The sequence below is a fragment of the Bradyrhizobium sp. genome, from assembly GCF_047605465.1.
Classification (GTDB): domain Bacteria; phylum Pseudomonadota; class Alphaproteobacteria; order Rhizobiales; family Xanthobacteraceae; genus Bradyrhizobium.
In genome coordinates this window covers 49,949-62,166 of record NZ_JASGFS010000024.1, presented here as the reverse complement: position 1 = coordinate 62,166, position 12,218 = coordinate 49,949, and the positions used below count along the sequence as shown (strand labels likewise).

The following is a 12,218-nucleotide window of genomic DNA, read 5'->3' as shown; positions in this document are numbered from 1 at the left end:
AGGCGTCGTGAGATACGGCAATCGGTCCGAAACTAGCGCTCCGATGGTGTCCAAGATGTTCTTGCAACCCGGCCGGCGGGCCGCCAAGCCGCGACATGCTTAACAGTCGGCGAAGGCATCGATCGCAATTCGATGCGTGCGGACTATCCCGCGCCGGTTTCGGGCTGGAGCTTGTCCAGCCGGCCGGCCACGGCCCTGACCTTGCGCGGCGCGGCCTGCCAGATCGAGAGCGCCGACAATCCGCTCACGACGACGGCGATGGCAAAGGCGAGCGTGTAGTCGCCGGTCCGGTCGTAGAGGAAGCCGGTCACCCAGGGCCCCGCCGCGCCGCCCGCGAGCGCCGCCAGCATGATCGTGCCGAAGATGCTGCCCTGGTGCCTGCCCTGGAAGATCTCGAACACCACCGCGCCCATGATCGAGGTGAGGCCGTAGCCGAGCGCGCCTTGCGTGAACACCATCAGATAGATCAGCCAGAACGACGGCGCGAACTTCAGCGCCATCAGCGCCGCGAAGCAGATCGCAAAGCCGCAGCAGCTGATCGCCCAGACCCATTCCCGCCCGATCCGGTCGGAAGCGTGCCCGAGCAGGATCTGTCCGGGAATGCCGAGCAGGCTGACGACACCGAGCGCCCAGACCGCGACGTTCGGACTGAAGCCGATGTCGAGCAGGAATTTGGTCTGGTGCACCTGCACGGCGTACCAGATGTACAGGCCGCAGAAATAGCCGAGCGCGATCCACCAGAAGCGCGCGGTGGCGAGCGCGCGGGCGAGCGTCCAGTCCGTCGCGGCCCAGACCGGATCGACGACATTGGAAACCGGTTTCGCGGCGCCCGCTGACGGAGCGGCGTCACCGTCCGGCTGAAGACCCATGTCCTCGGGCCGCTTGCGCAGGAACAGGTTGACCGGCGCGAGCACGATCAGGACGAGCAGGCCCATCGCCGTGCAGGCGGTGCGCCAGCCCGTGTGCTCGATCATGTGCTGCACCCAGGGCAGCAGCGTCACCGAGCCGATGCCGACGCCGGCGAAGGCGATGCCGATGGCGAAGCCGCGCTTGCGGATGAACCAGTTCGGCAGGAACAGCGACTGGCCGGAATAGCCGAGGCAGACGCTGCCGGCGCCGACCATGACGCCGATGGTGACGTAGAGATGCCAGGGCGCGCTCGTGAGCGGCGCCAGCAGCAATCCGCCGCCCATCAGCACGACGCCGAGCTCCATCACCGCGCGGGGACCGGCGCGATCCATCAGGCGGCCGATCAGCGGGCTGACCGCGGCCGACACCACGAAGCCGAAGGAGAAGGCGCCCGCCGTGACACCGCGTTCCCAGCCGAACTCCGCGATGATCGGCGGATAGAACAGCGAGAAGGCCGTGCGCGCATTGACGCCGATGGCCATGGTGACGAAGGTCACCGCGACCACGACCCAGCCGTAGAAGAAAGGAAGCCGCATGTCTGTGTGTTTCATCCCTGGACGATCCTTCGGACCATCTGGGGGTGTCCGGGTCAAGCGCTTTTCGCGCATGCCCCTCGCGCGGCCTCAGGCGGCGTCGCGCTGCGAAGGTTGCGGCACAGCGTCGAACGCGATCTGGCCGATCGGCTGCGGGCGCCCGAACAGATAGCCCTGCGCGAAGTTGACGCCGAGCGACTGCAGGCGCTCGAACTCCTCGCGGGTCTCGACGCCCTCGGCGGTGACGGACATGTCGAGGCCGCGCGCGAGCGTCACGATCGAGGAGATGATGGCCGAGCTGCGTGGCTGATGCGTCAGGTTGCGGATGAACGACTTGTCGATCTTGATCTTGTCGAACGGAAACACGGTGAGATAGCTCAGCGACGAATATCCGGTGCCGAAATCGTCGAGCGCAAGCCCGATGCCGATGCTCTTGAGACGCTCCATGAAGGCGTGGTTCTCGACGCCGCGTTCCAGCAGAACCGACTCGGTGATCTCGATCTCGAGCCGTTCCGGCGGCAGGCCGGCATCACGCAGCGCAGCCCGGATCACGTCGAACAGATCGGCTTCCTTGAACTGCACCGGCGACAGGTTCACCGCGATCCTGGCGTCGGACGGCCACGACGCCGCATCGGCGCAGGCGCGCCGCAGCACCCATTCGCCGAGCGGAACGATCAGCCCGGTCTCCTCGGCAAGGGCGATGAACTGGTCCGGCGGAATCAGGCCGCGGCTCGGATGCCTCCAGCGAACCAGTGCCTCGAAGCCGCAATGTTCACCGCTGCCGGCGTCGACGAACGGCTGGTAGTGCACCTCGAGCTGGCAACGCGAGATGGCGTCGCGCAGATCGCCCTCCAGCGTGTTGCGCGCCTCGAGCTCGGCCGACATCGCCTCGTCGTAGATGGTGAAGCAGTTGCGGCCGAGCGATTTCGAGCGGTAGAGCGCCAGATCGGCCTTCTTGAGCAATTGCTCCTGGTCGCGGCCGTGTTCCGGCGCGATCGCGATGCCGATGCTGGTGCCGATCTCGACGCGATGGCCCGGCAGCAGGAAGGGTTCGGCGACCAGCTTGGCGATGCGTGCGGCCAGCTCGGTGGAGGAGGCCCGGCGGTCCGCGCAGCCCTCCTGGATGATGGCGAACTCGTCGCCGCCGAGGCGTGCCAGCACGTCGCTCTCGCACAGCGCGGATTTCAGGCGCAGCGCCACCTGGCGCAGCAGCGCGTCGCCGGCACTGTGGCCGAGGGAATCGTTGACGTTCTTGAAGCGGTCGAGATCGAGCATCAGGATCGAGAAGCCCGGACCGGCATCCTTGCGGCCGTTGAGCTCGTCGAGCCGGGCCAGGAAGAAGGCGCGGTTCGGCAGCCCGGTCAGGATGTCGGACTGCGCGAGCTCCAGCACCTTCCGGTTCGCAAGCGCCAGCCGCCGCGAATTGCGGCCGGCAAGCATGAGGTAGGCCGACAGCGAGAGCGTGAGCAGCATGCCGACGATGAGAACCCCGATCGCACGGTCATAGGCCGTCTGCATCGGTCCGCCGGGCGTCGGCATCGCGCGCACCCGCCAACCGGCATCGCCGATCCTGAGAACGCCGGACCAGTGCAGGCGCCGCGCGACGGCGCGCATCGACTGCGGAGCGGCCGCCGCCGACGAATAATCGGGCAAGGCATCGTCGGCGCCGGCTTGTCCCGAGGCCGGCGGATAGACGTTGACGCTGACGGCGAGATTTGCGCCGGCATTGGCGCGAATGGCCTGCATCAGCAGCGGCAGGTCGAAGATGCCGATGACATAGCCCGAGAGATTGCGCCGCCGATCCGCGGTCGTGTCGCGCGGCGCGCCCCTGGCGTAGACGGGAACGGCGACGAGCACGTCCGGTAGCCGGCCGGCCTCTCGCGGCTGGTAGAGAATGGTCGGCGTGGCCGCGATCCGATCGTTGTCGCGCGCGCGCTCGAGCGCCGCGCGGCGATCCGGGATGGTCGCGTAATCCATGCCGTAGACGGCCGATGTCTTCGGCTGCGTCGAAAAGAAGACGGGAAAATATTCGTCGAGCTCGGGCGCGACGGCGAAACCGTCCTTCCCGAGCGACCTGATCTGGTACCCCGCGACGCCGTCGGCGATCGCTGCGGCTTCGTAGCCGTCGCGCTCCGCGCGACTGATCCGCGGCAGCCAGGCGACGCGCAGCATGCCGGGATGCCGCTCGAACAACCGGGTGGAGAAGGTCTCGAACTCGCTGCGGGTCACGTCGCCGTTGGCGGACTCGAACAGCGTCCGCAGTGCCACCAGCCTGCCGATGTACTCGTTCATGCCGTTCTGCATGACGATGGCTTCGGTTTCGGCCGCGCTGTCGAACTCGCTCTTGTTGACGCGGGTCTCCCACCGCGCGACCGCGGCCGCGCCCACCAGCGAGAACAGCAGGCCGACACAGGCAGCGATGAGCGCAGGACGATAGAGCCCGGGCGCCGACGCGGAACGCCTCCGTTCTATCACACGCTTCCGATCTTGATCATTCTGATCACGACCACCCATCTTGATCCGCAAGTCCCCCTCGGCGCGACGACTCGAACCTGTGGTTGAGCCGCCGGGATACTGATCGGACAAGGACGGGGTTAAGAACTGCACAATTTCAAAGGCCGGCCATCCCGCATTGCGCGGCTTAGTTAACGAAGTGCCCGCGCGATCCCGGCCCTTTCGCTTCGCGGAGATTGAACCGGCAATTCAGGGCCGCCGCGCCCAGCGGTCGGCGTTGACCGCGCCCTGCGGGACGTCGCCTCTGACGATCGCCTCGACCTGCCGCACCGTCTCCAGCGACTGGTATTCGATGGCCTGCGGCGTCAGGCCGCCGACATGGGGTGTGGCGATGACGTTGGGGAGCTTTGCCAATTCCGGTGTCGGCATCTGGTCGGGCGCGCGGCCGACATCCATCGCCGCTCCCGCGATCCGATGCTCCATCAACGCCCTGGCCAGCGCCGTCTCGTCGACGAGATTGCCGCGGGAGAGGTTGAGGAAGACGGCGTGCTTCTGCATGCGCGCCAGAGCCGCCTCGCCGATCAGGTTCTCGGTGTCCTCGTTGGCGATGGCGAGGCAGACGACGTAGTCCGATTCAGCCAGCAGCGCATCGAGCGGCACCTGCCTGATCTCCTTGTCGTCGACGGTCGCGAAGGGATCGGACACCAGCACCTCCATGCGCAGCACCTTCGCCACCTCGGCGAGGTAGCGGCCGATGCTGCCATAGCCGATGATGCCGATGCGGCTGCCCGCGAGCTGGCGGCCCATCCGTGCCTCCGGCTTGCGGCCGGCCTGGTAATCCGCCGTGGTCCGCGACACGCCGCGCGACAGATCGACCATGAAACCGAGCGCGAGTTCGGCGACGGCCTGCACGAAGCCGGGACCGGCGCGGGTCACCAGCACGCCGGCGGCAGAGGCCGCATCGACATTGACGTTCCGGATGTCGACGGCGCAGCGCACGAAGGCGCGCAGATGCGGCAATTGCGCGAAGACCTCACCACGGCCCTCGGTCATGCGGTCGGCCACGATGATGTCGGCATCACCGGCCGCCTGCACGAGGCTCGCGGTATCGAGTGGCTGATCACCCTCGTGCAGCATCACGTCCGCGACCGCGCGGAGGCCATTCAGACTGCGATCGCCGTAGTAGTTGCGGCGCATCTCCGGCGTATGAGCGAGCAGGACCTTCACGGCAGCACTCCTTCAGTATCCGAATGCCCGCGGCAGCGCGGTCGACAGCCAGGGCACGAAGGCGATCACGAGCAGGCAGAGAAACAGGAGGCCGAGGTATCCCATGATCGGCTTCACCGTCTGCTCGATCGGCACGTTGCCGATCAGGCAGGCGCCGTAGAGGCCGAGCCCGAGCGGCGGCGCGAACAGCCCGATGCCCATCGCGATCACCAGCACCACGCCGAAATGCAGGGGATCGATGCCAAGTTGCACCGCCACCGGCAGCAGCAGCGGCCCGAAGATGATGAGCGCGGCCGCACCTTCCAGCACCGAGCCCATCACGATCAGCACCGCGATCGCGAGCAGGATGAACAGCCAAGTGCCGCTGGTCTTGGACAGGCCGAGCATGAAATCGCCGACCGCATGCGGCACCTGCTGCAGGGTCAGCGTGAAGGCGAGCGACTGCGCGGCGGCGACGATGAACAGCACGAGGCCGGCGCGTGTCGCCGCCTGCACGAAGCTGTGCGCGGCCGACTTGAAGGTGAGCTCGCGGAACACCAGGCTGCCGACCACGATCGCATAGGCGACCGCGAAGGCCGAGATCTCGGTCGCCGTCGCAAAGCCGCTCTTGAAGCCGAAGAAGATCATGAAGATCAGGCCGAACGAGGCGATGGCGCCGCTCCAGAGTCCGGACACCGGCAATTGCGGCTCGACCTCCTCCGCCGCTGCGGGACGCTTGCCGAAGATGATCGAGACCGCGATCAGGACCAGCGCCATCAGCGCCGCCGGCAACAGGCCCGCGACGAAGAGACCGCCGATCGACAGGTTGGCGACGAAGCCGAGGATGATCAGGTTGATGCAGGGTGGAATGGTTTCCGCCATCACGGCGGATGCCGCGAGCAGCGCGACCGCGCCGCCCGGATTCTGCTTCGATCGGCGCGCCGCCGGGATCAGCACCGAGCCGACCGCGGCGACATCGGCCATCTTCGAGCCCGAGATGCCGGAGAACAGCACCATCGAGGTCACCATCACGACATTGAGGCCACCGCGCATGCGCCCCACCGCGCGCTGCAACAGCTCGATCAGGCGGACCGACATGCCGTTGGCTTCCATGAGATAGCCGACGAGGATGAAGAACGGGATCGCGAGCAGGACGAAATTGTCGATGCCGCGCGCCATCTGCTGCGCGAAGATGACCCCGGGCAGCGCGCCTTCGACCCAGATGAAGATCAACGCGGCCAGCGCCAGCGCAAACCCGATCGGCAGGCCGCCGAACAGCGTCGCGAAGAAGCCGATCAGCATCAGCGTGCCCGCCGACGGCACCGAGGACGGCGACAGATAGTCCCATGCCAGATAGAGGCCGGTCAGCAGGGCGATGGCCAAGAAGCCCTTCGCGATGTCGGGCAGCGGCCGCGCGCAGAGATGATCGATCGCAAACACGGTCATGAACAGCGCGCCGACGCCCATCGGATAGAACGTCAGCTCCAGCGGCAGGCCCGACCCGGTGGTCTGGCCTGCCGTCAGGGAACCCAGCTTGATCGCGTTGTAGGCGACGTAGCCTGCGATCAGCACGATCAGCAGCGCGCTCGCGGCATCGACCAGCGCACGAAACCGTGCCGGCAGCAGATCGCGGAAGAACGACACGCCGACATTCTCGCCGCGCGCGAGCGCGCTCGCCGCGCCGAAGAAGGCGGAACCGACCATCAAGCCTCGCGCGACATCATCCGACCATTCGACCGGTGCATTGAAGAAGAAGCGCAGCAGCACGGAGGCGCACACCACGACGAGATCGGCGGCCAGCAGCATGGCTGCGATCGCGTCGCTGCAGCGAAGCAGCAGGGTAATGCTCCCGTGGCGGCCGCCCGGGAGAGACGCGGCGCCCGTCATCGATGCCTCAGGCTTGCGTCGAGCGGATGATGTCGATGACGGCCTTGGATTCCGGCCGCGCCTTCATGAAATTCTCGGTCTGCGGCGCGACGCGCTTCTTGAACGCCTCGCGGTCGCACTCGGCCACCGTCACGCCCTTCTCGGTCAGGGTCGTCAGCGCTTCCTTCTCGACCGCCAGCCCATGGGCCCGCGTGTCGATCGCGGCCTTTTTCGCGGCATCGAGGAAGCCTTCGCGCAGCTTCGGATCCATGCGGTTGAAGGTCATGTCGCTGAAATAGACCGCCAGCGGCGAGAAATTGTGCTGCGTCAGCGCGTAGAACTTCGCCGTTTCGAAGAACTTGCTGGCCAGGATCGTCGGCGGATCGTGCTCCAGCCCGTCGAGCACGCCGGCCTGCAGCGCCGTGTAGATCTCGCCGAACGCCAGCGGCGTCGCGGCGGCTCCCATCAGCCGCAGGCATTCCGTGATGACGGGGTTCGGCAGCGTGCGGATCTTGAGGCCTGCGAGATCCTCCGGCGTCTTCACCGGCTTCTTCGCGAACACGCTGCGGGAGCCGAAATTATAGGCCCAGGCGATGATGCGGATGTTGCCGCCCTTGAGCAGCGCGTCCTCGATCGGCTTGGCGGCGCCGGCGTCGAACGCCTTGGTCTGCTGCGGGAAGCTCGAGAACAGGAAGCCGAGGTCGTAGGTGCCCACCAGCGGCACCAGATTGGCCGAGATCGACGAGCCCGAGACCATGAGGTCGATGACGCCGAGCTTCACCGAATTGATGACGTCGATCTCCTGGCCGAGCTGGTTGTCGGGGAAGAAGGCGACCTCGACCTGCTCGCCGAGCCCGTTCGCCTTCAGGCTCTTGACGAGGTTGTCGTAGTAGACGCGGCCGTTGGCGTATTTGGGATCGTTCGGCAGCGAGGAGGAGCATTTCAGCTTCACCGTCGCGGCTTCGGCGCGGCCGATCAGTGCGGGAGAGAACACCAGGCCGGCGGTCGCCGCCGTCGACGACTTGATGAATGCGCGACGGCTGACGGATACGATTGTCATGGTGCGGTCTCTCCCCAGGCATTTTTTGTTTGCGGCCGCGATCGTTGTCGCAACCTGTTGCATCGACTGTATGGCCAAAGCGACGACAGAGGCAAGGGTGCGACGCGGGTCGAGGCCCCGCAGCCGCAAGCACCGGAGCTGACGAGAGCGTCGATCACGCCGGCGCCGGAACAGCGATATCTGCGGGTGATTTTCGCCGGCGCATCGTCGCGAGCACGACGCGCGAACGACCTTCGTCGCGCTCCCGGAAAATCGATCCAATTGGAGCATGGATCAATGCGCGATTCACATTGATGGCGTCGGACCGATGCAACTGCCTTGCGGCAGATGCCCTGCCCCATTTTGCCGCAGCCGCCACGTGATCCAGCGCACAGACAGAATCATGGCAACGATCTAGAAAAAGTGACATCCTCGCGCGTATTGCCGATGGAGGTGACACCATGCGCCGTCCGGTCCTCCGCAATCTCTTGCTGGCATCCAGCCTTGTCGCCCTCGCGCAGTTGATGACGACGGCCCACGCCGCGGCCGAAGCGCGGCTCGCACTGGTGATCGGCCAATCCGCCTATCGCACCGTGCCGGAACTGCCCAACGCCGCCAACGACGCCAAGGGCATGACCGAGCTGCTCGGCAATGCCGGCTTCACCGTCACGACGGCACCGAACCTCAATCAGGACGAGATGCGGCAGGCGATCAGCGATTTCGCCGGCAGAGTCAGTGCCAGCGGCGCCGACACCGTCGCTCTCGTGTTCTATGCCGGCCACGGCCTGCAGATCGACGGCGAGAATTATCTGGTGCCGGTCGACCTCGATCCGAAGCGCGAAGCCGACATCCCGCTCCAGGGCGTGCGGCTCAACGACCTGCTCAACACGCTCGGCGCGCTGCCGACGCGGGCACGCATCTTCATGCTCGATGCCTGCCGCAACAATCCGTTCCCCGCGCTCAGCGGCGCAGGCCACGGGCTCGCGATCGTCGATACCAAGGCGGGCGCGCCCGGCTCCTTCATCTCCTATTCGACCTCGCCCGGCGCGGAGGCTGAAGATGGTTCCGGCGCGGACAGTCCCTATACGACCGCGGTGCTCTCCGTCGCCAGGCAGCCGAACATCCCGATCGAGGAGATGTTCAAGCGCATCCGCATCGCCGTGGCGCAGTCGACGGACGGACGGCAGATTCCCTGGGAGAGCTCGTCGCTGACGACCGACTTCAAGTTCTTCGGCGATAGCGGCGCCCAGCCAGCTTCCACGCCCGGCGCATCCGCCATGGCGCTCGCCAGCGGCACGCGCAGCGTCGAGGACTGGCGGAGGGATCTGCAGGGCAAGGCGCCCGGCGCGGCCTATGAGCTCGTGATCGCGGACGACACGGTGCCGGCCTATCAGGCCTATATCGAGTTGTACGCACAGGACGTCCATACGCCGAGTCTACGCGCGGTGCTCGAGCGCCGGCGCCAGATGCTGGCCTGGGAGCGCGCCGTCGCGATCAACACCCGCGCTTCGTTCGAGGCCTATCTCGTCAATTGGGACAACAGCGATCTGGCCGCAACCGCGCGCAGGCTGCTGCTGCGGGTGCAGAACCGCAATTACGTGCTGCCGGCGACGGTCGCGGCCGTGCCCGCCCCGGTCGCCGTCGCGATGGCGCCGACCTGTCCGTGCGCGACGCCGCCGGCCACGCCGGTCAATCCGGCGGTGGCGCCGACCATCAAGAAACGCGTCGACGACACGCCGCCGAAGCGCAAGGTCGCGGATACGCCGCCGAAGCGCCGACGCGCACCACCGCCCGATGACGAGGTCGTCGAGCGCGCACCGCCCCCCGGCCCTCCGCCCGGAGCCGTCATGCAAGGCGTCGGCATCGGCGTGGGGATCGGCCTCGGCATGGGCATGGGCGGACGCGGCGGCGAGATGGGCCGCAGTGGCGGCTATCGCAACGGATACTGAGGCGATCCGCCAAGGACAGGCACGTCATCCGTCATTGCGTGCGCAGCGAAGCAATCCGGGCTGTCGCCGCGCTGGGATTCCGGATTGCTTCGCTGCGCTCGCCATGACGCAGAGAAGCAATTGCGGCGCCATCATCACCCGGCTACTTGGCACTTGACACTGCGCCTGACACGCGCACCCGGACATCACCACCGGATATTGCTGCCGACTAGGAATGAGCCGAGGCTCTCCTGCCCGGGACGCAGCGTAGCGCTCTTCCGCTGTGCGCTGCAGAGCCGGGGCTTATGCCTGTTTGATCTCGTCCTTCCGGATCCCGGCATGGCGGCGCATCCCGGACATGCGCATCGCGGAATGGGCGTCATTCTGCTTCCCTTCCCGGGAAATGCTGTAGTCTGGTCGGCCGACGCACGCCTTTCCGGGAGCCGCCATCGATGCCGCACGACGCTCACGCCAAGACAGCCTGGCCGCTGTTCCGGTCGCTCGCGTCCTATGCCCTGCCCGGCGACCTGATCGCCGGGCTGACCCTCGCCGCGATCGCCATACCCGAACAGATGGCGACCGCGCGGCTCGGCGGATTTCCGCCGCAGATCGGCTTCTTCGCCTTCATGGCGGGTTCGCTCGGCTTTGCGCTGCTCGGCGGCAATCGCTTCCTGTCCTGCGGTGCGGACTCCACGATCACGCCGATCTTCGCGGGCGGGCTCGCGGCGCTGGCCGCCGCCGGCTCGACCGAATATCAGGGAATGGCGATCGCGCTGGCTCTCATGGTCGGCGCGATGATGCTCGCGGGCGGCGCCTTCCGTCTCGGCGGCATCGCCAATCTGCTCTCGATGCCGGTGATGGTCGGCTTCCTCGCCGGCATTTCCGTGCACATCATCGTGTCGCAATTGCCGGGCGTGCTCGGGTTGGAATCGCCGAGCGGACCGACGCTCGATCGCATCGGCGTGCTCGCGACCGAACTCGGCCGGACCAATCCTTTCACGCTGTGCATCGGCTTCGGCGTCCTTGCCGTGGTGTTCGCCTCGGAGAAGGTCAGCGCGAAAATTCCAGGCGCGCTGATCGGGCTCGTCGCCGCGACGCTGGCCGCAATCGCGCTCGGCCTCGAAAGCAAGGGTGTCCGCGTCGTCGGCGAAGTGCCGGGCACACTGCCACGACCGACCCTGCCCGATCTCGCGCCGGAGCAATGGGTGCATCTGGTGCCGCTCGCCTTCGTGATCACCGTCGTGGTGATGGTGCAGACCGCCGCGACGACGCGGTCGTTCCCGTCCGATCCCGACAAGCCCGCCGACGTCGACCGCGATTTCCTCGGCGCCGGCGCCGGCAGCGTGCTGGCCGGCCTGTTCGGCGCCTTTCCGGTCAACGCCAGCCCGCCCCGCACCGGCATCGTCGCGGAAACCGGCGGACAATCGCAACTCGCAGGTCTTGCCGCAGCCGTGATCGTGCTGGCGCTGCTCGCGTTCGGGACCGGGCTGCTGCGGCACGTTCCGGACGCCGCGCTCGGCGGCATCCTGCTGTTCGTGGCGCTGCGGATCGTCCGCGTAAAACAGATCCTCACGATCTACCGGCAATCCTTCAGCGAATTCCTGCTGATCGTCGCGACCGCTGCGCTGATCATCGTGCTGCCGATCCAGCAGGGCGCATTCCTCGGCATCGTGCTGTCGCTGCTGCACGGCATCTGGAGCACGACGCGCGCGAGGCTCGTCGAGTTCGAGCGCGTGCCCGGCACCACGATCTGGTGGCCGGCCCATCCGCACATCACCGGCGAGCGCATCGCCGGCGTCGCCGTGATCGGGCTGCAGGCGCCGCTGTCGTTCCTCAATGCGCCGGGCTTCCGCAGCGACGTGACCAAGGTTCTCAGCACGAACGCGCCGCAATTGCTGGTGCTGGAGGCGAGCGGCATGGTCGAGATCGACTTCACCGCCGCCCAGATCCTGCTCGACGTCTTCAAGGCATGCGGCGAGCAAGGCGTCACGGTCGCGCTGGCGCGGCTGGAATCGGTACGCGCCCAGGACGCGTTCGAGCGCTTCAGATTGTTCGATGCGCTGCCGCGGGACCATGTCTTCCGCAGCGTCGACGAGGCCGTCCACAAGCTGGCGAAAACGAATTATTAGCGCGAGGTCATACCGGCTGAGCCGCGCACTCGCTGCAACGCCTCCCACTTGCGGAACGGGGGCACGTCGCGCCGGGTGAGGGTTTTCTCCTCGTGGGGATGGTGCCGTTGCGGAGACACCCTCTCCCCGACCTCCCCCGCAGGCGAAAGAGGGA

Annotated in this window: 7 protein-coding genes; 2 read left to right on the top strand and 5 right to left on the bottom strand. The window is 67.0% G+C overall.

All coding sequences use genetic code 11. The features are described from left to right. Nucleotides 1–143 precede the first annotated feature (143 nt). The 5 genes from QM712_RS19320 to QM712_RS19300 all read right to left on the bottom strand — a co-directional run bounded on the left by QM712_RS19320 (nt 144) and on the right by QM712_RS19300 (nt 8,028). Entirely contained in the window at nt 144–1,445 is a 1,302-nt protein-coding gene (locus QM712_RS19320) for an MFS transporter (RefSeq protein WP_415024747.1), read from the bottom strand. 87 nt (nt 1,446–1,532) lie between these two features. Continuing rightward, nucleotides 1,533–3,956, bottom strand: coding sequence for a putative bifunctional diguanylate cyclase/phosphodiesterase (locus tag QM712_RS19315; RefSeq protein WP_415024728.1), 2,424 nt, complete (start codon nt 3,954–3,956; stop codon nt 1,533–1,535). A gap of 189 nt (nt 3,957–4,145) precedes the next feature. Then, nucleotides 4,146–5,123, bottom strand: coding sequence for an NAD(P)-dependent oxidoreductase (locus tag QM712_RS19310; protein ID WP_415024727.1), 978 nt, complete (start codon nt 5,121–5,123; stop codon nt 4,146–4,148). Between the two features lie 12 nt (nt 5,124–5,135). Further along, nucleotides 5,136–6,989: a TRAP transporter large permease subunit gene (locus QM712_RS19305; protein ID WP_415024726.1), complete on the bottom strand. Its 1,854-nt coding sequence runs from the start codon at nt 6,987–6,989 to the stop codon at nt 5,136–5,138. Between the two features lie 7 nt (nt 6,990–6,996). Continuing rightward, nucleotides 6,997–8,028, bottom strand: coding sequence for a TRAP transporter substrate-binding protein (locus QM712_RS19300; RefSeq protein WP_415024725.1), 1,032 nt, complete (start codon nt 8,026–8,028; stop codon nt 6,997–6,999). Between the two features lie 440 nt (nt 8,029–8,468). Here QM712_RS19300 and QM712_RS19295 point away from each other — a divergent pair, with 440 nt between their 5' ends. Beyond that, nucleotides 8,469–9,956, top strand: coding sequence for a caspase family protein (locus QM712_RS19295; RefSeq protein ID WP_415024724.1), 1,488 nt, complete (start codon nt 8,469–8,471; stop codon nt 9,954–9,956). A gap of 431 nt (nt 9,957–10,387) precedes the next feature. Further along, nucleotides 10,388–12,064 carry a SulP family inorganic anion transporter gene (locus QM712_RS19290; protein ID WP_415024723.1) on the top strand — a complete coding sequence of 559 codons (1,677 nt, stop codon included), beginning with the start codon at nt 10,388–10,390 and terminating at the stop codon, nt 12,062–12,064. Nucleotides 12,065–12,218: the final 154 nt, after the last annotated feature.

Excerpts from the sequence above, each read along its gene's own strand:
- QM712_RS19305 (WP_415024726.1), bottom strand. The coding sequence starts at position 6,989 with ATGACGGGCGCCGCGTCTCTCCCGGGCGGCCGCCACGGGAGCATTACC.
- QM712_RS19320 (WP_415024747.1), bottom strand. The coding sequence starts at position 1,445 with ATGCGGCTTCCTTTCTTCTACGGCTGGGTCGTGGTCGCGGTGACCTTC.
- QM712_RS19295 (WP_415024724.1), top strand. The coding sequence starts at position 8,469 with ATGCGCCGTCCGGTCCTCCGCAATCTCTTGCTGGCATCCAGCCTTGTC.
- QM712_RS19300 (WP_415024725.1), bottom strand. The coding sequence starts at position 8,028 with ATGACAATCGTATCCGTCAGCCGTCGCGCATTCATCAAGTCGTCGACG.
- QM712_RS19290 (WP_415024723.1), top strand. The coding sequence starts at position 10,388 with ATGCCGCACGACGCTCACGCCAAGACAGCCTGGCCGCTGTTCCGGTCG.
- QM712_RS19315 (WP_415024728.1), bottom strand. The coding sequence starts at position 3,956 with ATGGGTGGTCGTGATCAGAATGATCAAGATCGGAAGCGTGTGATAGAA.